21 protein-coding genes and 1 riboswitch are annotated in these 22,371 nt (G+C 62.0%); of the genes, 7 read left to right on the forward strand and 14 right to left on the reverse strand.

Annotated features, from left to right (window positions below; genetic code table 11):
• Nucleotides 1-5: 5 nt before the first annotated feature.
• Genes tssE through tssA form a run of 4 tightly spaced genes read right to left on the reverse strand, consistent with a single transcriptional unit; the run spans nt 6 to nt 4,032 of the window.
• Nucleotides 6-425, reverse strand: a complete 420-nt coding sequence (gene tssE, locus EC919_RS03525; RefSeq protein ID WP_133771259.1) for a type VI secretion system baseplate subunit TssE — start codon at nt 423-425, stop codon at nt 6-8.
• Nucleotides 426-438: 13 nt separating this feature from the next.
• Nucleotides 439-1,914, reverse strand: a complete 1,476-nt coding sequence (gene tssC, locus EC919_RS03530; protein ID WP_133771261.1) for a type VI secretion system contractile sheath large subunit — start codon at nt 1,912-1,914, stop codon at nt 439-441.
• A gap of 25 nt (nt 1,915-1,939) precedes the next feature.
• On the reverse strand, nt 1,940-2,443 hold the full coding sequence (gene tssB, locus EC919_RS03535) for a type VI secretion system contractile sheath small subunit (RefSeq protein WP_133771263.1): 504 nt from the start codon (nt 2,441-2,443) through the stop codon (nt 1,940-1,942).
• A gap of 32 nt (nt 2,444-2,475) precedes the next feature.
• Entirely contained in the window at nt 2,476-4,032 is a 1,557-nt protein-coding gene (gene tssA, locus EC919_RS03540) for a type VI secretion system protein TssA (protein ID WP_133771266.1), read from the reverse strand.
• 681 nt (nt 4,033-4,713) lie between these two features.
• Here tssA and EC919_RS03545 point away from each other — a divergent pair.
• Nucleotides 4,714-5,232, forward strand: a complete 519-nt coding sequence (locus EC919_RS03545; protein ID WP_133771269.1) for an Hcp family type VI secretion system effector — start codon at nt 4,714-4,716, stop codon at nt 5,230-5,232.
• A 90-nt stretch (nt 5,233-5,322) separates the two neighbouring features.
• Here EC919_RS03545 and EC919_RS03550 read toward each other — a convergent pair whose 3' ends face one another.
• Nucleotides 5,323-6,258, reverse strand: a complete 936-nt coding sequence (locus EC919_RS03550) for a LysR substrate-binding domain-containing protein (RefSeq protein ID WP_133771271.1) — start codon at nt 6,256-6,258, stop codon at nt 5,323-5,325.
• A 175-nt stretch (nt 6,259-6,433) separates the two neighbouring features.
• Here EC919_RS03550 and EC919_RS03555 point away from each other — a divergent pair, with 175 nt between their 5' ends.
• Together EC919_RS03555 and cueR are read left to right on the forward strand one after the other, a co-directional pair.
• Nucleotides 6,434-8,734: a heavy metal translocating P-type ATPase gene (locus tag EC919_RS03555; protein WP_243842199.1), complete on the forward strand. Its 2,301-nt coding sequence runs from the start codon at nt 6,434-6,436 to the stop codon at nt 8,732-8,734.
• A complete protein-coding gene (cueR, locus tag EC919_RS03560; RefSeq protein ID WP_133771273.1) occupies nt 8,731-9,177 on the forward strand; it encodes a Cu(I)-responsive transcriptional regulator in 447 nt (148 codons plus the stop codon). The genes EC919_RS03555 and cueR overlap by 4 nt, the downstream gene beginning before the upstream one ends.
• Before the next feature lie 154 nt (nt 9,178-9,331).
• On the opposite strand, the gene acpP is transcribed toward cueR, so the two are convergent.
• The gene (gene acpP, locus EC919_RS03565) at nt 9,332-9,577 is read right to left on the reverse strand and encodes an acyl carrier protein (protein WP_133771275.1); all 246 of its coding nucleotides are present in this window, start codon (nt 9,575-9,577) and stop codon (nt 9,332-9,334) included.
• Nucleotides 9,578-9,859: 282 nt separating this feature from the next.
• Nucleotides 9,860-10,021, reverse strand: a complete 162-nt coding sequence (locus tag EC919_RS27760; RefSeq protein ID WP_133771277.1) for a DNA cytosine methyltransferase — start codon at nt 10,019-10,021, stop codon at nt 9,860-9,862.
• 44 nt (nt 10,022-10,065) lie between these two features.
• On the opposite strand from EC919_RS27760, the gene EC919_RS03575 reads away from it, so the two are divergent.
• Nucleotides 10,066-10,425, forward strand: a complete 360-nt coding sequence (locus EC919_RS03575; protein WP_133771279.1) for an MmcQ/YjbR family DNA-binding protein — start codon at nt 10,066-10,068, stop codon at nt 10,423-10,425.
• A gap of 30 nt (nt 10,426-10,455) precedes the next feature.
• On the opposite strand, the gene EC919_RS03580 is transcribed toward EC919_RS03575, so the two are convergent.
• Nucleotides 10,456-10,896, reverse strand: a complete 441-nt coding sequence (locus EC919_RS03580; protein ID WP_133771281.1) for a DUF1294 domain-containing protein — start codon at nt 10,894-10,896, stop codon at nt 10,456-10,458.
• Nucleotides 10,897-10,903: 7 nt separating this feature from the next.
• On the reverse strand, nt 10,904-11,734 hold the full coding sequence (locus EC919_RS03585) for an undecaprenyl-diphosphate phosphatase (RefSeq protein WP_133771284.1): 831 nt from the start codon (nt 11,732-11,734) through the stop codon (nt 10,904-10,906).
• 358 nt (nt 11,735-12,092) lie between these two features.
• On the opposite strand from EC919_RS03585, the gene pnuC reads away from it, so the two are divergent.
• On the forward strand, nt 12,093-12,656 hold the full coding sequence (gene pnuC / locus EC919_RS03590) for a nicotinamide riboside transporter PnuC (RefSeq protein ID WP_133771286.1): 564 nt from the start codon (nt 12,093-12,095) through the stop codon (nt 12,654-12,656).
• Nucleotides 12,657-12,661: 5 nt separating this feature from the next.
• A complete protein-coding gene (locus EC919_RS03595) occupies nt 12,662-13,186 on the forward strand; it encodes an AAA family ATPase (protein WP_133771288.1) in 525 nt (174 codons plus the stop codon).
• 52 nt (nt 13,187-13,238) lie between these two features.
• On the opposite strand, the gene EC919_RS03600 is transcribed toward EC919_RS03595, so the two are convergent.
• On the reverse strand, nt 13,239-14,576 hold the full coding sequence (locus tag EC919_RS03600; protein WP_133771290.1) for a sigma-54 dependent transcriptional regulator: 1,338 nt from the start codon (nt 14,574-14,576) through the stop codon (nt 13,239-13,241).
• Nucleotides 14,577-14,963: 387 nt separating this feature from the next.
• Between EC919_RS03600 and EC919_RS03605 the strand changes: the two genes are divergently transcribed.
• A complete protein-coding gene (locus EC919_RS03605) occupies nt 14,964-15,230 on the forward strand; it encodes a hypothetical protein (RefSeq protein WP_062381945.1) in 267 nt (88 codons plus the stop codon).
• 36 nt (nt 15,231-15,266) lie between these two features.
• Here the strand turns inward: EC919_RS03605 and EC919_RS03610 are convergent, their stop codons facing one another.
• The 4 genes from EC919_RS03610 to cobW all read right to left on the reverse strand — a co-directional run bounded on the left by EC919_RS03610 (nt 15,267) and on the right by cobW (nt 21,904).
• Nucleotides 15,267-15,869 carry a vWA domain-containing protein gene (locus EC919_RS03610; protein WP_133771789.1) on the reverse strand — a complete coding sequence of 201 codons (603 nt, stop codon included), beginning with the start codon at nt 15,867-15,869 and terminating at the stop codon, nt 15,267-15,269.
• Between the two features lie 53 nt (nt 15,870-15,922).
• Nucleotides 15,923-16,957 carry an ATP-binding protein gene (locus tag EC919_RS03615; RefSeq protein ID WP_133771291.1) on the reverse strand — a complete coding sequence of 345 codons (1,035 nt, stop codon included), beginning with the start codon at nt 16,955-16,957 and terminating at the stop codon, nt 15,923-15,925.
• Between the two features lie 88 nt (nt 16,958-17,045).
• Nucleotides 17,046-20,810 (reverse strand): cobaltochelatase subunit CobN, encoded by a 3,765-nt coding sequence (gene cobN, locus EC919_RS03620; protein WP_133771293.1) that lies wholly within the window; start codon nt 20,808-20,810, stop codon nt 17,046-17,048.
• A gap of 2 nt (nt 20,811-20,812) precedes the next feature.
• Entirely contained in the window at nt 20,813-21,904 is a 1,092-nt protein-coding gene (cobW, locus tag EC919_RS03625; RefSeq protein WP_133771295.1) for a cobalamin biosynthesis protein CobW, read from the reverse strand.
• 127 nt (nt 21,905-22,031) lie between these two features.
• A riboswitch (cobalamin riboswitch) is annotated at nt 22,032-22,256 on the reverse strand.
• Nucleotides 22,257-22,371: the final 115 nt, after the last annotated feature.

Raw genomic sequence — 22,371 nt, forward strand, 5'->3', positions numbered from 1 at the left:
TGACATCAGGTTTTTCTGTGGTTGACCTGTACCTGACCGCCACCCTCCAGACGTGCGGCGAACGTCACCTGACGCTTGAAACCCTCAACCTCCAGCAACCCTTCGATCGTGAAGGCGAGACGAAGCGGGTCGTTGTCGTGGGGCAGTGAGACAACCCGGACGCTGCTGAGACGGGGCTCGTAGGTTTCGATGAAGACCTCGATAGCGAGCCGCGCCTTCGTCAGAGCATCATGAAGGCTCAACCGCATGTCATTGAGATCCGGCAGCCCGTAGTCCGAAAGCGTCTGCACGCTCCCAGCCCGGGTACTGAGCATCTTGGCCAGATGGGCAGCCACCGACGCCGTCGCTGCGTCTTCGCGGCTCCAGCCGACGCGCTTGTCTGCGTCGCCACCCAGGCGTTCGAAAAGGCTGCCGTATCCCGTCATGCGTCGAATCCCTTCACTCTTTGTCCAGCTTGCCCACCAGCGACAGGGTGAAATCGGCGCCCATGTATTTGAAATGCGGGCGCACGTTCAAGCTAACGCGATACCAGCCGGGTTCGCCCTCCACGTCACTGACGATGATCTGCGCGGCACGCAGGGGACGACGCCCACGGACTTCGGCGCTCGGATTCTCCTGATCGGCGACGTACTGACGGATCCATTTGTTCAGTTCCAGCTCGAGGTCGGTGCGTTCTTTCCAGGAACCCAGCTGCTCGCGTTGCAGAACTTTCAAATAGTGAGCAAGACGGTTGACGATCATCATGTAGGGCAGCTGGGTGCCGAGTTTGTAGTTCAGCTCCGCCGCCTTGCCTTCCGCGCTGGTGCCGAAAAACTTCGACTTCTGTACCGAGCTGGCGGAGAAGAACGCCGCGTTGTCTGAGCCCTTGCGCATGGTCAGGGAGATGAAACCCTCGTCCGCCAGTTCGTATTCACGCCGATCGCTGACCAGTACTTCGGTAGGGATCTTGGTTTCGATTTCACCCATGCTTTCGAAGTGATGCAGCGGCAAATCCTCGACTGCGCCACCGCTCTGCGGGCCGATGATGTTCGGGCACCAGCGGAATTTGGCGAAGCTGTCGGTCAGCTTCGTACCGAAGGCGTACGCCGTGTTACCCCACAGATAGTGCTCATGGCTGTTGGCAACGGTTTCCTTGTAGACGAACGACTTGACCGGGTTCTCTTCAGGGTCGTAAGGGTTGCGCAGCAGGAAGCGCGGCACCGTCAGGCCGACGTAACGGGCGTCTTCGGACTGACGGAAGCTTTGCCATTTGGCGAACTGCGGGCCCTCGAAATGATCCTTCAGATCTTTCAGGTCAGGCAGGCCGGTGAAGCTTTCCAGGCCGAAGAACCTGGGGCCGGCGGCGGCGATGAACGGCGCGTGGGACATGCAGGCGACGCTGGAAACGTACTGCATCAGCTTCACGTCCGGTGAACTGGGGGACATGAAGTAGTTGGCGATGATCGCCCCCACAGGCTGCCCACCGAACTGGCCGTACTCAGCGGTGTAGATATGTTTGTAAAGGCCGGCTTGCATGACCTCGGGTGAGTCTTCGAAATCCTCCAGCAAGTCCTCTTTGGACACGTTGAGGATTTCAATCTTGATGTTCTCGCGGAAGTCGGTCCGCTCGACCAGCAATTGCAGTCCACGCCAGGACGACTCAAGCGACTGGAAGTCCGGGTGGTGCAGAATCTCGTCCATCTGGCGGCCGAGCTTGGCATCGATCTCGGCAATCATGCGGTCAACCATCGCCTTCTTGACCGGCTCACCCGCGTTTTGCGGTTTGAGCAGCTCTTCGATAAACGCCGATACGCCGCGCCTGGCGATGCCATATGCGTCTTCATCTCGAGGCAGACGGGTTTCGGCGATGATGCTGTCGAGAATGCTGGACTCGCCGGATGCTTTGCTCTGCTGCTGCGCTGGTGTAGTAGTCATGATGTTGGTTCCTTGGCGGATGGACTCAGGTGTCCTGGGCGGCGGCGTTCAAACCCAGCTCGCCGAGCACGCGATCACGGGACTCGCCGTCGGCAAGGACGCCTTCGATGGCTTTGCGAAAGGCGGGCGCGTTACCCAGCGGTCCTTTTACCGCCACCAGAGCGTCGCGCAGTTCCATCAGTTTTTTCAGTTCGGGTACCTGGTCAACGAGGGAGGCCGGATTGAAGTCCTTCATCGATTTGACGTGCAGTTGCACCGCCAGCTCTTCATTGCCCTCATCCTCTTGCAGACGGTTTGGCACGCTCAGCGTCAGGCTCAGGGCCTGCTTCGCCAGCACCTCGTCAAACGTCATCTTGTCGATGCTGATCGGCTTGCGCTCTTCGACTTTTCGCTCGTCTTTACGCAGGGTGTAATCACCGATCGCGAGCAGCTTCAGCGGCAGCTCGATCTCTTCCTGCGCACCACCCGTGGCGGGTTTGAACGTGACATTGATACGTTCTTTAGGGGCTACCGATCCTTCTTTGGCCATGGCCGTTCTCCTGGTAATTAGGGCCCAGAGGCCTATTCAAGTACGACTTCGAGGTCGAGGTGGCAGAGCCTGCGATAAACCTCTTCCTTGCGCTCCCGGGATCCATGACCCTGAGGCAGCAATTCGAAACAGCTGTGCAAGAGATGCAGCACCTGCAGCGCGAGATCAGGCTCCCAGGCATTGATGCCAGAGTCCTGCAGGGTTTGGTCGAGGGTTTCGAGCTGGGTCCTGGCGAGTTCGTATTTCCTGGCGGTGAAGCACAGCCGCGCCAGAGCGAATTGCCAGAAAAATCGTGCACGCCCGCCCCGGGCGCTGTGCAGGCCTTGCTTGAGAAGCTGTACAGCGGCTCTGAGTCCGTCATTGCGCAGTACCGGGATCGCGCTCTCCAGGGCGGATTCCCAGGCCGGCTGCTCATCGGTGGGGGCGACGCTGCGAGGCGCACTGGCAGCCTGCAGGCGAGGCATGACGCTGGCGCCTATCCAGGCGCGAGTCGCCTGATCCGCAAACGGGGTGCCGTCATAAAAGCGCAGTTCGATTACTCCCGGCAGCCGCTGAATCAACAGCGCAAATTGAATTTCTACCTCGCGCATGGCCGGCTCGGCGTTCATCGCGTGCAGACACTCCCAGACCATTCGCTGGCCATCGAACCAGAACGGCGCCTTTGCCAGACTCGCCTCCAGCTCGACAAGCAGGTTGGCGTAGTTGCCCTGATCGTACTGGTCTCGATAGCCCTTGAGCTTGTCTGGCGGAAGCCCGCGCAGCGCGGTGATATGCTCTGCGTTGCGCTCTGGGAGTGCTTCGATAGGCAACCACAGCAGTGTCCGATTCAGGCGCAACGCGCGCAGGTCGCCGGCTTTTTGCTGGAGCCACCAGGCACACAACGAGCGCGCCCTGTCCTGCTGAAATCGCAGTGACGTGTGCGCGTCTTTCTCGCTGGCGATCAGCGCATTGGGAAGGAGTGACTGGGTAGCAGGCGGCGTGACTGGCGCGTCGGCGCTCCCAGCCATCCCGGCGTCGGGGAGATCGTGAACCGCGCGTTGGGCCATATTTTTCAAACGCCGGGAGATCGGCAACAGCAAAGGTGCGTCGTCGCCCATGTGTTGTGTAAACACCTTATCAAGGTCTTCGAGTATCTCGACGAGGCGACCGAACAGCGGTAACTGCGCTTTGATTGCGACGTGATCAAAAAGCACTTGCTCTAGACGGGGGAGCAGCCAGCCGATGGCTGCGGAGCGGGTACGGGCCTTGACGGGATGAACTTCATCCCAATGGTGCAGGCAAAGATGGTGAATAAGCCCAAGTCCTGCCAACAGCCCCTGGAAAGACTCGCGCTGATGCAAGGCCCACGTAAGCCAGGCCGCGACGCGAAGATCCTTGGATTGGGTGCGAAGCAGGTGTTCACTTTGTTCACGCACTTTCAGCCAGTCGATCTGAACCGTTTCGTGTATGGATTGAGCTTTGTTGACTTCACTTTCCAACGCCTCGTATTCAGTTGAAAAACGAACGTCTTCACCCGCGAAGCTCTCGGTGGATATAGAGGCTCTAGCAGCTTCGAGATAATATTCAGAAAGTTGGCTTGAGAAAGACATTCGAGATCTTCAGTGTAAAACCGCACATGGCACCGACCATTAAATCGGCGAGCCTAATGAAACCAAATAAGCGCTAGTTGGGCAGTTTGATATGTAACAAAACCTCCGCCCTTCAGAGGCCGGGGATAATACTCAGCGCCAATGACACTATCAAGCTCTCTATAAACGCGATAACTCCACTCAAGCTGTAGGACGTTTCTTTGATATTCAAGATTCAGGGCAACTTCCTACTCGTGTCTATTTCTGTCGATGCTTGAGCGGCGAGGAACGCCCATCCAGAGCACAGGCGCGGTATCTCTCGATGATGCAAACAGATGTAAGAGTGTTTGAGCATTCTTCCTCAACTGATCTGCAATCACTGGCGTAAATCAATAGCACGTGGCCTCCATGCGCAAGAACTTGCGCACTTCCTGATCGAAAAGTCGCTTACTGAAACTGTGCAACCCTTATAACGCGTACCTCGCAGATGAGTGCGCAAGAAGTTGCGCAACACTGTGCAACTTCTTGCGCACATTCACGCCACACTGTCATTTCTGACACGGCATGACGTCGTCAAACACCCATCAAACCTAACTAACACCTGGATAATTCCTGACTTGGCACGAAGCTTGAAATAATACTTCTGCCCACCAGGCAATTCGCTGCTGGGCATTTTTAATTTATGAGGCAAGGAGCATCTTCATGGCGACACCAGCATATATGTCCATTACAGGCACCAAGCAGGGCCTGATCACCGCCGGCGCTTTTACTGCAGACTCGGTTGGCAACACGTTTCAGGAAGGCCACGAAGATCAGGTCATGGTGCAAGGGTTTCAGCATGAAATGATCATCCCGCGCGACCCGCAGTCGGGTCAGCCAACGGGTCAGCGTGTTCACAAGCCGGTCAAGATCACCAAGGTGTTCGACAAGTCTTCGCCATTGTTGCTGGCAGCGTTGACGTCGGGCGAACGCCTGACCGAAATCACTATTCAGTGGTATCGCACCTCGGCAGCGGGCACACAGGAGCACTACTACACCACCAAACTTGAAGACGCGATTATCGTCGACATTAAAGACTACATGCATAACTGCCAGGACCCGTCGAACGCCCACTTCACCCATCTGGAAGACGTGGAGTTCACCTACCGCAAAATCACCTGGACCCACGAGGTATGCGGCACTTCGGGTTCCGATGACTGGCGCTCCCCGGTCACTGGCTAAGTTCGGCTGACCTTTGAAACCTCGGCCGGCGACGCTGGCCGAGTCTGCCCTCGGCATACGCCCCTGATCTTGATCGCAAAGACATCAGGCTTACAGATGCCCCGCCAACTCACATGCCTCCCGATCCGCCTTCGCATTCGCGCCAAAATCTTCAGCCAGCAAATCCACCAGGCCCCGCACCGACGGCAACAATCCCCGGCGAGACGGGAACACCGCATGAATCAGCCCGCTTGGCGGTCGAAAGCCCGGCAGCAACTCCACCAGCCGCCCCTCATGCAACGAATGCCGAACCATGATCTCCGGCATTTGCACCACACCCACCCCCTCAACCGCTGCGCGGTGCAACGCATCCAGATCCGACGTCACAAAGCGCGGCTGATGAGCAACCTCGATCCGCTTATCACCCGGCCCGATCAACGCCCAACGGTGCTCACGGTTCGCCGGTGCCAGATCCATGCTCGGCAGCCCCGCTAGATCCTCCGGCGTTCGAATCGTCCTGCCCTCCAGCAACGACGGGCGAACAACCAACCGCTGGTGGCTCTCGCCCAACACCTTCATTACCAGATTCTCGTCGTCCAGCGGCGGAAAACGCACCCTCAGCGCGATGTCATACCCCTCACCCAACACATCCACCCGACGGTTGCTGCTTTCCACCTGAATCTGCACTTTCGGGTGCAGCACCAGAAACTTCGCGATCGTGTCGCTCACCCCCATCGCACCCAGTGCCGGCGGGCAACTGATGCGCACGATGCCTTGAGGTTCGGACCTCGACTGCTCGACCACCTTCTCCGCTGCATCGGCCTCCATCAGCATCGCCACGCAGTGACGGTAATAATCCAGCCCCACTTCGGTCACCGTAAACTTGCGCGTGGTGCGCTGGATCAGCCGCACCCCGAGCCGATCCTCCAGCTGAGCAATGCGCCGACTGAGCTTGGTCTTTGGCACCTCGATCTTGCGCGCGGCAGCGGCGAACCCCTTGTTCTCCACCACCTGCACGAAGTAGTACAAATCGTTGAAGTCGTACACGGTATGCCGCTCGCCTGGCCGAAAGGGGCTGCGATTGTCGCAGGTTGCCAATGCACTGTCCTGTGCAGCGCTCTCCACGCTCGGGCGCATTGCATTCATCGGCCTGTCGATCCTTGACCTTGCCAACGTGGCAAGGTTAATCCTTACTGGCAATCGCCTTACCGGAGTGTCCACGATGCCCAGTCCCGCAACATTCGATCTGCCGATTACCGGCATGACCTGCGCCAGCTGCGCAGGCCGGGTCGAGCGCGCGTTGCGCAAGGTCCCCGGCGTCCAGGTCGCCACGGTCAACCTCGCCAACGAACGGGCTCACGTCGAGGTCAGCGGGCAGGTCGACCCCGCCCTGCTGCTGGCTGCCGTGGACAAGGCCGGCTATAGCGCCAGCCTTGATCAGGATTCAGCCACCCAGCACGCCGACCAGCGCAAACGCCACAACACCGAGCGCTGGCAGCTGATACCCGCCGTCGTCCTCGCGCTGCCGCTGGTGGTGCCGATGCTGCTGCAACCGCTGGGCGTGCACGGGATGCTGCCGGCGTGGTTGCAGTTCGCCCTGGCAACGCCCGTGCAATTCCTTCTCGGCGCGCGCTTCTACGTCGCCGCCTGGAAAGCCGTGCGTGGCGGTGCGGGCAACATGGACCTGCTCGTCGCGTTGGGCACCAGCGCCGGTTATGGGTTGAGCGTTTACCAATGGCTAAGCGCCGCGCCCGGGACGATGCCGCACCTGTATTTCGAAGCGTCGGCGGTGGTCATCGCGCTGGTCCTGCTCGGCAAATACCTGGAGAGCAACGCCAAGCGCCAGACCGCCAGCGCGATTCGGGCGCTGGAGGCATTGCGCCCTGAACGGGCGATCAAGTGGGTAGACGGGCAGGAAGTGGAGGTCGCCATCAGCGCGCTGAGCGTCGGTGATTGTGTGGTGGTAAAACCCGGCGAGCGCTTCCCGGTGGATGGCGAGGTGCTCGAAGGCCAGAGCCACGCCGACGAAGCCCTGATCAGCGGCGAGAGCCTGCCGGTGCCAAAACAGCCCGGCGACAGGGTCACCGGCGGCGCAATCAATGGCGAGGGTCGCCTGCTGATCAGCACCCGGGCGCTGGGCGCGGAAACAGTGCTGGCGCGCATCATCCGTCTGGTAGAAGCCGCACAGTCAGCCAAGGCGCCGATCCAGAAGCTGGTCGACAAGGTCAGTCGGGTGTTCGTGCCCGTGGTGCTGTTGATCGCCGTCGCAACGCTGGCCGGCTGGCTGATGGTTGGCGCATCGCTGGAGACCGCGTTGATCAACGCCGTCACCGTGCTGGTCATCGCCTGCCCCTGTGCGCTGGGGCTGGCCACGCCGACCGCGATCATGGCCGGCACCGGCGTGGCCGCACGTCACGGCATTCTGATCAAGGACGCCGAAGCCCTGGAACGCGCCCATGAAGTCACCACGGTGGTCTTCGACAAGACCGGCACGCTGACCTCCGGGACGCCGCGCATTGCTCACATGGCCGCGCTCGACGGTGACGAAAACGCCTTGCTGCAACAGGCCGGGGCGCTGCAGCGGGGCAGCGAACACCCGTTGGCCAAAGCAGTGCTGGACGCGACCACCGAGCGGGACCTGAACCTGGAGGCCGTCAGCAATAGCCACGCGCTGGCCGGACGCGGTATTGCCGGGACCCTGCAGGGCCGCGAGCTGGCGCTGGGCAATCGGCGTTTGCTGGAAGAAAGCGGCTTACTGCAAAAAAGCGGCTTGCTGCAGGAAAGCGGCTTGCTGCAGGAAAGCGGCTTGACCGGGGATGCCCTGCACGGGCGGGCTCAGGCCTGGGAAGCCGAAGGCCGCACGCTGTCCTGGCTGATCGAACTGAGCCCGCAGCGTCAGGTGCTCGGCCTGTTTGCCTTCGGCGACACGCTCAAGCCCGGCGCCTTTGAGGCCATCGCGCAACTGAATGCGCGGCACATCAGCAGCCACTTGCTGACGGGTGACAATCGCGGCAGTGCCAGGGTCGTCGCCGAGGCGCTGGGCATCAGCGACGTGCACGCCGAAGTGTTGCCCGCCGAAAAAGCCGCGATTGTCGTGGCGCTGAAGAAAACCGGCGTGGTGGCGATGGTCGGTGACGGCATCAACGACGCCCCTGCTCTGGCCGCGGCCGACATTGGCATCGCCATGGGCGGCGGAACGGACGTGGCCATGCACGCCGCCGGGATCACCCTCATGCGCGGCGACCCACGGTTGATCCCCGCCGCCCTCGACATCAGCCGCAAGACCTACGCGAAGATCCGGCAGAACCTGTTCTGGGCCTTGGTCTATAACCTCATCGGCATTCCGCTGGCCGCGTTCGGCCTGCTCAATCCGGTGCTGGCGGGCGCAGCCATGGCCCTGTCCAGCGTCAGCGTCGTGAGCAACGCCCTGCTGTTGAAAACCTGGACACCCAAAGACGAACCCGAAGACAAACCCGAACACAAGACCAAAGACAAGACCAAAGACACCGGAGACGCGTCATGAACATCGGACAAGCCGCAAAACGCAGCGGCCTGAGCGCCAAGATGATTCGCTATTACGAATCCATCGGCCTGCTGCCGGCTGCCACCCGCACCGACAGCGGCTATCGCCTGTACGGCCCGAACGAGTTGCACACCCTGGCGTTCATCAAACGCTCGCGGGATCTGGGCTTTTCCCTGGAAGAAGTCAGCAAACTGCTGACCCTCTGGCAGGACCGCGGCCGCGCCAGCGCCGACGTCAAGGCGCTGGCCCACAAGCACATCGTCGAGCTCAATCAGAAGATCGAGGAACTGGCCGGGCTGCGCGACACCCTGCAGAATCTGGTCAGCCACTGCCAGGGCGACCGCCGGCCGGACTGCCCGATTCTGGCGGACCTGGCGTCGAATGGCGGTCGCACCGATCAGCCCGCCGCTGATGCTGCGCGCGCAAATTTGGGCGATGGTTGAGACAACTGGCGTTTAGGGGTTTTGCACCCGTTGCAAGGGAATATCAGGAAGCAACCCTGACAGTGGTGCTTAGAGCTCAGGACGGAAGGCGTTTTGAACAATGGTTGGGCTGAATGAGAGGGGGCTGTATCATAAAGCCCATCTCGGTACCTTCTCAGCGGGCTTTGATGAAAATCAACTCGATTGCCTGGCCAACCGTCTGAATTTCAGCTTTGTTTTCCTCTATCTCCATCTCAATCTCGAACTCCTTTTCCACGGCCATCACTAGCTGTACGAGGTCGATTGAGTCAGCGCCCAGGTCGTCGATGAAAGACGATGTCTCGGAAACTTTCCCTTCATCGACATCAAGTTGATTAGCGATTACTTTCTTAACCCTGGAAGCAATACCGGCCCTGTCCATGTCACACCTCTTTTTTCGTTGGTTGAGTACGCTATTTCGAATTCTCCCCCCGATAGCCCTGCCCGACTACTGTCAGAAATGACAGGTTTGGCTCGAAAACCTTGCCATTTCGATGAGTGGCACTGTGTTGCAAGCCCGGCATTCAGTTTTCAAGCCGCACTCATGGGTTTGCTCGCAATCCGCTCAGCGACTTGCGGCACAACGGCGTTTCCGACACTGAAAGTTTCTGCAAGGTTGCCGCATCCAGTCCGAGGCAAAGTCCGTCATGCTGGCATTAAGCACTCACCCGTATCCCGAATACCGGCAATCCGCAAGGGCCCTGATGACTGTCTCAAAGTCTTCGCTATCGTTGGCAGCGAGCAGGTTAAAGGCATTCTCAGGCACCACCCCGCGGGGTTGTATTTCGTTGAGGATGCGTATGACTTCCCGGAATAAAGAGTCCATTCGAGCCTGTGGCAGAATGCACTTTTTGAACCCGGGAACTCCTTATGCAAGTTGAAGCCCTCCAAATTGAAGCAGTCGCCGCGTTCTGCCTGAATCTTCCGGGCGCGCGGGAAGATTACAAATGGGGCGGCGTCAGGGTTTTCTCCATCGCCGACACCAAGATGTTCGCGGTGATGGGCCTGGCCGGAAATGACCTGTCGTTCAAGGTCGGCGCCGAGCTGTTCCTCGGCTACGTCGACCGTCCGGGGGTGCGCCCTGCGCCATACCTGGCTAGGGCCCACTGGATCACCCTGACTTACCCGTTCGCCATGGGCGAGGCGGAGCTGAAGGAGTTGCTGACCCACTCCCACCAACTGGTGGTCGGCAAACTGGCGAAGCGCCGGCAAGTGGCGCTGAAGTTGTGACCGCTCATCCCGCTTTTTCAGGTGAGCCGTTCAGAACAGGTGACGTGAAATCAGTCGACCGCTGAACAGCAGGCGGTCCATCCAGAACAGTTCGTGCAGCAGCACAATCAGCCAGAACACTGATTGGTACGAAAACTTGCGGGTCTTGTGGCGAAACACTTGCTGGGCCAGCAGCGCACCTGGCCAGCCGCCGAGCAGTTCAGTGGCGTGCAGCAGCTTTTCGGGGGTGCGCTGGCCATCGTGCCGCGCCTGCTTCTTGTCATAGCCGTACAAGGCAAACGCGGCAACGCTCATCAGCCCGTAGATCGCCGCCGGTAGCCAGCTGACGCCACTCGTCCAATAGGTGACGACCCCGTAAACCGGCAGGCCGCACAGCAACAGCAGCGCCAGCAGCTTGAGTTTCAGAAAGCGCACGACAGGCGTGCCAGCGGGCCGTCGACCCGGGTTTTGCGGTTCAGAGCGTTGAGTCATCGGAAGATCAGCCCTGCACACTGGACCAGTCAACCCAGCCGAATTGCCAGGTCGCCAGAATCAGCAAACCGAAGGCGATGCGGTACCAGGCGAACACGTCGTAGCTGTGGGTGGCGATGAACTTGAGCAAGGCGCGCACGGCGATCATGGCGAAGATGAATGCGGCGATGAAGCCGATGGCGAACACCGGCAGGTCATCGGGCTGGAACAGGTGGCGGTATTTGTACCCCGAGTACACCGAGGCCGCGATCATGGTCGGCATCGCCAGGAAGAACGAAAACTCGGTGGCCGTCTTGCGCGACAGGCCAAACAGCAGCCCGCCGATGATGGTCGAGCCCGACCGCGAAGTGCCCGGAATCATCGCCAGGCATTGTGCGAAGCCGACCTTCAACGCGTCTACCCAGGTCATCTCGTCCACGGTCTCGGCGTGGACCACATGCTCGCGGCGCTCGGCCCAGAGCATGATGAAGCCGCCCACCACCAGCGCCACGGCCACGGTGATCGGGTTGAACAGGTACTCGTGGATCAGATCGGAAAACAGCACCCCGAGGACCATGGCCGGCAGCACGCCGACGATGAGGTTGAGGGTGAATCGGCGCGCCTCGGGCCGCGTGGGCAAACCGGTCACGACGTCGAGGATCTTGCGGCGAAACTCCCACATCACCGCGAGGATCGCCCCGAGCTGAATAATGATATTGAACGCCATCGCGCGCTCGCCGCCGAAACCGATCAGATCCGCGACGATGATCTGATGGCCCGTGCTGGAAATCGGCAAAAACTCCGTCAGCCCTTCTACAACCCCAAGTATCAGCGCCTGTGCAGCGGTCCAAAGATCCATCATTCCCCCGGCTGGAACCCGCTCATGGCAAGGCTCTCTTGATTTGTATTACAAACTGTTGCGCGAACGATAAACGGTCGCGCGTAAAAAAAGCATGAACGCTGAAGCGGTCTGGTGCGGGCATGAGCGCGGCGATGCTAGCAGACCTTTCTGACGAACGCGCTAGCATGAATACTGGCGCGAAGGCATTGACGTTTGTCTCATCGTCGTTACATTTCCTCTATGAACCCTGCGGGTTTCTCTGGCTGTTTTTCCACTGCCTGTTCGGACGCTTGCGACGCATCATCGCGTCCCACCTCGGGCGATAAAGCGCCTACAATCGCCGACCCGTTTTTCCACCGTTTCCTCAGGAGTTGCCATGTCAGGGCTTGAACTGTTCGCCGCTGCACTCGGTGTCATTGCCGTCTGGCTGACAGTCAAACAGAACCCATGGTGCTGGCCGATCGGCCTGGTCATGGTGTTGCTCTACACCTGGATCTTCTTTGACGTGAAGCTTTACTCCGACATGCTGCTGCAGGTGGTGTACGCCGGGCTGCAAGTGTATGGCTGGTGGCAGTGGACCCGGCGTGGCGCGGTAGACAGCGGCCGCATCGTCACCTCGCTGGGCAGCGGCAGCCTGTTGCTGAGTCTGGCGGCCGGCGCGGTGGTCAGCCTTGTGCTTGGCGCGGCCATGGCCCATTTCACCGACGCTGCACAACCCTGGCTCGACGCCGCACTGACCGGTTACAGCCTGGTGGCCCAGGTCTGGATGGCGCAGAAGCGGGTGCAGTGCTGGCCGCTGTGGATCCTGCTCGACGTGATCTTCGTCGGGCTGTTTCTCTATAAGGCGCTGTACCTCACCGCTGCCCTCTACGCGCTGTTCACCCTGCTCGCCGTGCAAGGCTGGCGGGACTGGCGCGCCGACCCTGGGCTGGCGCGTTGACCGGGATGAAAGTACTGGTACTGACAGGGCCCGAGTCCAGCGGCAAGAGCTGGCTGGCGGAAGAGATTCAGCGGCAGTTCGGTGGCGTGCTGGTGGGCGAGTACGTGCGCCAGTACATCGATGAAGTCCAGCGAGACACCGTTTACGCAGACATCGATGTCATCGCCCATGAACAACTGGCCCGGGAAGACGCCGCCCGGGCGATCAGGCCGGCGCTGCTGATCCTCGACACCCATTTGCTCAGCAACATCCTCTGGAGTCGCACGCTGTTCGACGACAGCCCGGCGTGGCTCGAAACCGCCCTCGCCCAACGCCGGTACGATCTGCACCTGTTGCTGTCACCGGAAGGCGTCGAATGGATCGGCGACGGCCAGCGTTGCCAGCCAGGCCTGGACGAACGCCAGGCATTCTTCGAGGCCAGCCGGCAATGGCTGGTGGCCCACGGGCAGCCTTTCGAGGTGATTGGCGGGAGCTGGAGCGACCGCAGTGAGCGGGCATTGCAGCGGGTCGGCCAGCTGCTTGACGACTGAATGCCTGCACCCCAGACATACGCGCCGGCGGCTAAATCGGCCCGGCGCCTGGTCAACGAATCTGGTGTTTGTGCAGCAAGCGATAGAACGTCGGCCGAGAAATACCGAGCACTTTGGCTGCCACGCTGAGGTTGTCGCTGTGACGGGTCAACACATCGCACAGCGCTTGCCGTTCCGCCCGGGACTTGTATTCATCCAGGGTGGCCATGCTGGAGCTGATTTCCTCTTCGCCCAGCAGCCCGAGATCGAACGCTTCGACCTGCCGCCCTTCCGCCAGCACCAGCCCGCGCCGCACCCGGTTTTCCAGCTCCCGCACGTTGCCGGGCCAGTCGTGCTTGCCCATGGCGACCAGTGCGTCCTGACTGAAATTGCGCGCCCGCCGGCCGGTCTCCCGGCTGTAGAACTGGGCGAAGTGATTGGCCAGCAAGGCCAGATCGCCGTGCCGTTCACGCAAAGGCGAGGTGCCCACCTGCAACACGTTGAGCCGGTAATACAGGTCTTCACGAAAACGCTTCATGCGAATCGCCGCTTCCAGGTCGACATGGGTCGCCGCCAGCACGCGCACATCAACCGGAATCCGCTCGCCCCCCACGTCAATGTGCCGGTCCTGCAGGAACCGAAGCAAGTTCGCCTGGACCTCCAGCGGCAAATCGCCGATCTCGTCGAGAAACAGCGTGCCGCCGTTGGCCTCTTCGATGCGGCCCGCCTTGCGCTGGCGTGTCGCGTCCACGCCATCGACCGGTACGCCGAACAACGCCTCCTGCAGCAAATGCTCTGGCGTCGCCCCGCAGTTGATCGTAATAAAGGGCCGCTCGCGGCGCTGGGACTGCCCATGCAGCGTGCGTGCAATCAATTCCTTGCCCGTACCGCCTTCGCCGCGGATCAGCACCGGCGATTCGGTGGGCGCCAGCTTGCTCAGCAATCGCCGCAACTCGCGCATGGGCCGACTTTCCCCCAGCAGTTGCTGGCCAGGGTTCTCTCCAGCAGGTGCACCGTTGACAGAGCTGGCCCCCTTGGCACGCAGCCGCGCCATGCCGTAGGCACGGCCCAGCGTGACCTGCACTCGGGCAACGTCGAAGGGCAAGGTATGGAAATCGAAGAACCACTCGCAGACGAAATCACCGATGTGCTCGCGGCGCAGGACCTCGCTGCTCAGCACGGCGATCCATTCGGTGTTGCTTCGGGAGATAAGCGACTTGACCACTCCGGGGTGTTCGAAGTGCTCGGGCAGCAGACGGATAAGGCCGACGTCACAGGGACGCAACGCCGCTTCTTCGAGGGTGCAGCTGTCGACATCCCAACCGGCGATGCGCAAGCCGGGAACCAGTTGCAGACATTCCTCGCACGGTTCGACGATCAGCAGGCGGCGTATGGAGGCCAGATCATGCATGTGAGTTTCCTTGGCGCCGGGGTCGCTTAATCATCATGGAGAAAAAGTTCTTATAAACAGTGCCTTGTGAAGGCCGATTGACACCATAGCAAGGATTTTGACGCCCCCTTGGATCGATTCTCTATAAGCCTAAGATCGAAACGTGCTTAGCGCTTGGGTGCGACATCCAACGTTCCTGGCCTTGGAAAGGCTGTCTCATGTGAGTTTGGCCCAGGCGTGGGGAGGAAGCGCGGCTTTAGCACCGATTAAAATAAATCAGGAAATTTCAGGAATGGGTGTGACTCAGTCGAGGGGGACGGTCATCAGTACAAGTAGGAACACCAGTAACCACCGAGCGAAACGCCCGCCGCCGGTGCACAACGGATACGGGCACTTTGAGGACAGTCCATGAACGCCCCCTTGCGCTTCAACGATGCTTTGCTGATTGCCGGCCACGCCTTCGAACCCTTCCAGTGTGTGGCCTGGGCCCCGCAGGATGGCAACGGCGAGCTGAGCCTGACCGTCGTCGACCGCACCAGTACCCGCATTGGCCGCAAGCAGATCCCGAGCAGCGCCTACTCCGATCCGAAACAACTGGCGCAGTTTCTCGAACAGGCCCGTGCCGAGATCAGCGGTGAAGGCTACAGCCTTGAGCCGTGGACCATGCCTGCCTGAATCCCCGCTGATGAAACACCTGCCGACGAAGGGTTATCAGCAGTCGTCGATGTGGCGGTAGTCAGCGTTTAGCTGCGCGGCAATGTCCCGGGCGCGGCCCAGTCGAATGGGGCCGCGCTCGATGTCGATCAGCAGCACGGGGCCGCTGAACAGGGTCAGTGCGGGCATGTCCTTGACGCGCCCATCCGTGAGAATCAGCACCCGTTGCTGTTCCGCCGGGCAGCGCTTGTTCCGCTTTGCCGACCAGTCCCCCGCTTGATGGATTGCATCCGACAGCGGCGTGCCGCCCCCCGCACCCAGCGCGTCGAGCCAGGGCTGTAACGCAGCGCTGGCTTTCAGGCCCTGATGCTGCCAGCGCGGGCCCTTGCCGCTGGCGGTGAGCAACGCCAGTCTGGCGCGCTGCCGATACGCGTCGTCGAAAACCCCCGCCAACAAACCCTTTGCCTGACTCAACGCCTGATTACGCCGGGTCGATGCCGACGTGTCGACGATCACCAGCCAGAGCTGCTCCGGCCGGCGACTGCGGGGTTGGTGTACCAGATCGCTGCGCACCCGAGGGCGGCCGCGGAGCAAGGTCGGCAACCAGGCGATCGCCCCCTTGGCACCCGCGCGGGCAGCGCCGCTTCGGCCGCCGCCCAGGGTGCCCGGTCGAGGGCTGGCATTCGCCCCCTTCGACAGGCGGGGGCGAATGCCTAGGGCTTTTTTGGCCAGTGGGGCACTTCTTTGCGAATGCCGGCCTGCACGGAGCGAGCGGGCAACTCTCCCCAACTGCCCTCGCCTTTTTCTGCTGAATCCTGCTGCGGCTGAGCACCGTCGTCGGGCTTCGGCGGACGTTGCTCTGCGGCCGCAGGCGGTTGGGACTGATGGGGCGGCTGGGGTTCGCGCCGACGGTGGCGCAAGGCGAAATCGGCCACGGCGTCGATGTCCGCCTCGGTGATATTTACACCGCCGCGCCAGGCGGCATGGGCTCGGGCTGCCCGCAACCAGACCAGATCTGCCCGCAAACCATCAACCCCGGCCGCAAAGCAACGCTCGGTGATCAGGTCCAGACTGACGTCATCCAGTTCAATGCTCGGCAACAGGCCCCGGGCGGTTTCGCAACGGGCTTTCAACGCCTGCTGTTGCGGGGCCCACTGCTCACAGAACGCTTCAGGCGCGGCGTCGAAATCCAGCCGACGGCGAATGATCTGCCCGCGTTGCGCCGGGATCGTTTGTCCGCTCAACGCCACGTTCAGACCGAAACGGTCGAGCAGCTGCGGGCGCAGTTCGCCTTCCTCCGGGTTCATGGTGCCGATCAGCACAAAGCGCGCTGCGTGGCGATGGGACAGGCCATCTCGCTCCACCAGATTGATCCCGCTGGCGGCCACGTCCAGCAGCAGATCAACCAGATGGTCGGGCAGCAGATTGACCTCATCGACGTACAGCACACCGCCGTCCGCCTTGGCCAGGACCCCTGGCGAGAATACCGCGCGGCCTTCGCCCAGCGCCGCGTCAAGGTCCAGCGTACCGACCAGACGCTCTTCGGTCGCACCCAGCGGCAGCGTCACGAACTGACCGCTGGCCAGCAGATCCGCCAGCCCTCGGGCCAGGGTCGATTTGGCCATGCCACGCGGCCCCTCGATCAATACCCCGCCGATTTTCGGGTCGATGGCGGTGAGGCACAGGGCGAGCTTCAGGTCATCGGCACCGACGACGGCGGCCAGGGGGAAATGGGGGGTGTCGGTCATGTTCGATTCTCGTCAAGCCAGGGGTCAGTCATGTCGTTCAAGCCGGTCAGGCGCCTTTGCAGACTGCCCGGCAGGCGTTCTTCCTGGGTCATGACTCTTCGATGTCCAGCAACAGGTTCTCCAGCGCTTCACGGTACTCGCCCGGTTCCTGCCACAAGCCACGCTGCTGCGCTTCGAGCATGCGCTCGGTCATGTCCCGCAGCGCGTCGGGGTTGTGCTGCTGGATGAACTCGCGGGTCGAGGCATCCAGCAGATAGGCATCGGCCAGCAGCGCGTATTGGTGATCGTCGATCAGCTCGGTGGTGGCGTCGAAGGCAAACAGGAAATCCACCGTCGCCGCCATCTCGAACGCGCCCTTGTAGCCGTGGCGCTTGACCCCTTCGATCCACTTCGGATTGGCCGCCCGCGAGCGCACCACCCGGTTGAGCTCTTCCTTCAACGTACGGATCTTCGGCAGATCAGGCTGGCTGTGGTCGCCGTGATAGCTGGCGACCTTCTCGCCCGACAGGCTTTCCACCGCCGCCAACATGCCGCCCTGGAACTGGTAGTAATCGTTGGAATCCAGCAGGTCGTGTTCGCGGTTGTCCTGATTCTGCAGCACTGCCTGGACCTGGCTCAGCCGTTTGGCGAAACCGTCACGGGCCGGCGTGCCTTCGTCGCTGCCGCCGTAGGCGTAGCCGCCCCAGTTCAGGTAGACCTCGGCGAGGTCTTCGCGGCTCTGCCACAAGCGCCCGTCGATGGCGTTCTGCACACCCGCGCCGTACGCCCCCGGTTTGGCACCGAAGATGCGCCAGCCGGCCTGCTTCGCCGCTTGCTCGGCATCCAGACCGTCGCGCTGCAATTGCTCGCGCTCCTGGCGCACGCGGGCGGCCAGCGGGTTCATGTCGTCGGGCTCGTCCAGTGCGGCGACGGCCTGCACCGCCGCGTCGAACAGACGAATCAGGTTGGCGAACGCATCACGGAAGAAACCGGAGACCCGCAGGGTGACGTCGACCCGCGGCCGATCAAGCAGGCTCAGTGGCAAGATTTCGAAATCGTCCACCCGCTGACTGCCCGTCGCCCACACCGGGCGCACGCCCATCAGGGCCATGGCCTGGGCGATATCGTCGCCGCCGGTGCGCATGGTGGCCGTGCCCCAGACCGAAAGCCCCAGTTGACGTAAATAGTCACCATGATCCTGTAAGTGCCTCTCCAGCAACAGATTGGCTGACTGGAAGCCAATGCGCCACGCGGTCATGGTCGGCAGGTTACGGACGTCCACAGAGAAGAAATTGCGCCCGGTGGGCAGCACGTCCAACCGTCCGCGACTGGGCGCGCCGCTCGGGCCGGCGGGGACAAAGCGACCGCCTAGCGCGTTGAGCAGGTTCGTCATTTCGGCAGGGCCGCAGGCGTCCAGGCGCGGGATCACTACCTCATAAATAGACTGAACAACATCGAACAAGCCTTTGTTATCAAAGTGATTACCGAGCAGGGAGCCGCTGGCAATCTGCTCAATCAGTTGCGCTGCCAGCAGCTCCAGCCGCTCGCGGGTATCACCCGTGGTGCGCCAGGGGTCAGCACTGACCTCATGTAACGCCTGAGGTTTATCACCGGTCCATGGCGCGCCAAGATCACAGTCCAGCGGATCGAAATCCAGCGCCAGCGCCTGGCTCAATCCCCGCAGCAGGCTGGCCTGGCCGCCGCGACCATCACCCCGAGGCACGCGCACCATCGCCAGCAGCGTGTCGATGCGAAGCCGCCCGGTGGGCGATTCGCCGAACACGTGCAGGCCATCGCGGATCTGCGATTCCTTCAGGTCACACAGATAGGTGTCCAGCCGCGGCAGCCACACCGCGGCGTCGGCCTCGCTGTTGGCATCCCCGTCCATGGCCAGCTCGCGGTCGATGTGGGTTTCGCGGACCAGCCTGAGAATGTCTTTCTGCAGTTCCCGGGCACGGCGCGGATCGAGCAGCTGCGCCTCGTAGTATTCGTCCGCCAGCACTTCAAGGTCGCGCAATGGACCGTAGGTTTCGGCGCGGGTCAGCGGCGGCATCAGGTGGTCGATGATCACTGCCTGGGTGCGGCGCTTGGCCTGGGCGCCCTCGCCCGGATCGTTGACGATGAACGGGTAGATATTCGGCATCGGGCCGAGGATCGCGTCCGGCCAGCAGTGCTCGGACAGGCCGACGCCTTTGCCCGGCAGCCACTCCAGATTGCCGTGCTTGCCGACGTGGATGACGGCGTGGGCGCCATAGCGTTTGCGCAGCCAGAAATAAAATGCCAGATAGCCGTGGGGCGGGACCAGATCGGGGTCGTGATACACCGCACTGTGGTCTACGTTGTAGCCCCGCGCCGGTTGAATGCCGACGAAGGTCATGCCGAAACGCAGGCCGGCGATCATCATCCGCCCGCCCCGGCACATGGGGTCGGTGTCAGGGGCTCCCCATCGCGCGATGACGGCATCGCGATTGGCTTGCGGCAAGGCCTGAAACGCCGCCAGGTACTCGTCCATGGCCATGCTCTGGTGGCACGGCCGCTGATCGAGGCTGTCCGGGTCGTTGGTGACGCCACCGAGCAACGCGTGAATCAGTGCGGTGCCGGTCTCGGGCAAGTCCTCGACCGGGTAACCCTCGGCCTGCATGGCCTTGAGGATGTTCAGCGCGGCCGCCGGCGTGTCGAGGCCGACGCCGTTGCCGATGCGCCCGTCGCGGGTCGGGTAGTTCGCCAGAATCAACGCCACGCGCTTGTCGGTGTTGGCGGTGCGGGCCAGCAGCACCCAACGCCGGGCCAGTTCAGCGACGAAATCCATACGCCCCGGCTGGGCGCGGTAGCAGACCACGTCGGACTGGCTGCGCTCGCTGTGCCAGGCCAGGTCCTTGAAGCTGATCGGCCGGCTGATGATGCGCCCGTCCAGTTCCGGCAACGCGATGTGCATGGCCAGATCGCGAGCCCCCAGGCCCTGGGCGCTGGTCTGCCAGGCCGGTTCGTTGTCCTGGGCGCAAATGGCCTGAATGACCGGAATGTCCCGGCGAAACGGCCGCACATCCGGCGCTTCCGGGCTGGATTGAGCAAAGCCCGTGGTGTTGAGAATGACCTCGCACTCCACCTCGTCGAGCCAATCCTGTATCGCGCTCATGCAGCCGGCTTCCTTGAGGCTGGCGACGGCAATCGGCAACGGGTTCAGGCCCTGGGCCGACAAGCGCTGGCAGAACACATCGATGAACCCGGTGTTGGCCGCTTGCAGGTGGGAGCGGTAGAACAGCACGGCAGCGACCGGCTGATCCGCGCGCCAGTCGGCCTGCCAGCGGGCCAGGTCGGCGTTGGCGTTCTGCGGGTGATAAATCACGGTGCGCGGCAGGGTCTGCGGCTCGGCCCAGGCATAGTCCCCGCCCAGCCAGCGGGTGGCGATGAAGTTAAACAGCGACTGCGCGTTGTGCTTGCCGCCCTGACGAAGGTAGTGCCAGAGCCGCTCGCGGTCTTCGGCGGACTCCGTGCTGTGCGCGCTCAGCTCGGGGTCCGGCCGATCACAGCCCGGCACCAGAATCAGCTTCACCCCTTTCGCCGCCAGTTCCACCAGCCGCTCGACGCCGTAACGCCAGTAGCCGATGCCGCCGTGCAGGGAAATCAGGATGACCTTGGCGTGGCGCAGCACCTCGTCGACGTACAAATCCACCGATGCATGGTTTTGCACCTGCATCGGATTGGCCAGGCGCAGGCTCGGGTAGTCGTCCGGCAGTTGCTGCGCGGTTTCGGCCAGCAGGGCCAGATTCGAGTCGGCGCTGCACAGGATCACCAGCTCGGCGGGCGTCTGGCCCAGGTCAGCGATGTTGTCGTCAGGAACGAAGCCGCCGGGCTGAGTACGCAGCAGGTGCATGGTTAGCCTTTGATCCCAGAGACCGCGTCGCGCAATGAGACCGCGTTGCGCAATTGCGCTTCAAGGACGTTGGCGTCCAGTTCCTGGCCGATCAGCACCAGGTGGGTTTCGCGGGCTTCGTCTGCTTTCCAGGCGCGGTCGAAATGCTTGTCGAAGCGTGTACCGACGCCCTGGACCAGCAGGCGCATGGGTTTGCCGGGAATGGCGGCGAAGCCTTTGACCCGCAGGATGCCGTGCTGGACGACGGCCTGGGTCAGGGCATCGAGCAACAGCGACTCATCGGCCTGGGGCAGCGTGATGGAAATCGAGTCGAAGGCATCGTGGTCGTGATCATCATGATCGTCGCCTTCGTGGTGATCGTGGTGGGTCTTGCGGCCATCGATGTGCAGCTCGGATTCCGCGCCCAGGCCCAGCAACACGCTGATCGGCAGCTGGCCCCGGTTCGCTTCGACGATCTTCACCGCCGGCGGCAGCTCTTCGGAAACTTCGGCACGCACGGCGGCCAAAGCGTCGGCGTCGAGCATGTCGGCCTTGTTCAGCACCACCAGATCGGCGCTGGCCAGTTGGTCGGCGAACAGCTCGTGCAACGGCGATTCGTGGTCCAGGTTAGGGTCAAGCTTGCGCTGGGCGTCGACCTGATCCGGGAACGCGGCGAAGGTGCCGGCGAGCACGGCCGGGCTGTCGACCACGGTGATCACGGCATCGACGGTGCAGGCGTTGCGGATTTCCGGCCACTGGAAGGCTTGCACCAGCGGCTTGGGCAGGGCCAGGCCCGAGGTTTCGATGAGGATGTGATCGAGGTCGCCGCGACGGGCGACCAGTTCCTGCATCACCGGGAAGAACTCTTCCTGAACGGTGCAGCACAGGCAGCCGTTGGCCAGTTCGTACACGCGACCCACTGCTTCTTCTTCGGTGCAGCCGATGGTGCATTGCTTGAGGATGTCGCCGTCGATGCCCAGTTCGCCGAATTCGTTGACAATGACGGCGATGCGTCGGCCTTCGGCGTTGTCCAGCATGTGCCGCAGCAAGGTCGTTTTGCCCGAGCCGAGAAAGCCGGTGACGATGGTGACGGGAAGTTTGGCCAGTGTTTTCATCGGTTGCCCTCAGGCATGCGGCAGGGCAACGAGGACGAAAACCTCGCAGGCCGGCGGAAGCAGGCGCGCGGTTCGATTCGCCACCGGATCACCCCGCCCGGTTGTAGTGGAATTCCTCGGCCGCTGGCAGGCGGTCCGATTCGAGGCAGGTCTCCTGGCTCACGGCGGCCGGTCGCTGACAGGCATCGTCAGGCGACTGGCATTCATCGCGCCTTCCCGCTCGCGCAGTGGCTGTGCAATGAAGCGGTCCGTTTACAGTTGCGGGGGCAGCTGCGGCTTGAAACCGCATTCCCTTCTTAGCGCCGGTGGTCTTAATAAAGACGGCCAGCGAACCTCAAGTGCGCAAGGCTACGCAGTGACTGGAAGTCGGTCAATCGCGCTGTTGCAATGATTGCCACGCCAATTGACGCACCGATCGCTGCATCGATTGACCTACCGACCGACGCGTCGATTGACGCGTCAAACAG

The organism is Pseudomonas graminis, assembly GCF_004364335.1.
GTDB lineage: Bacteria > Pseudomonadota > Gammaproteobacteria > Pseudomonadales > Pseudomonadaceae > Aquipseudomonas > Aquipseudomonas graminis_D.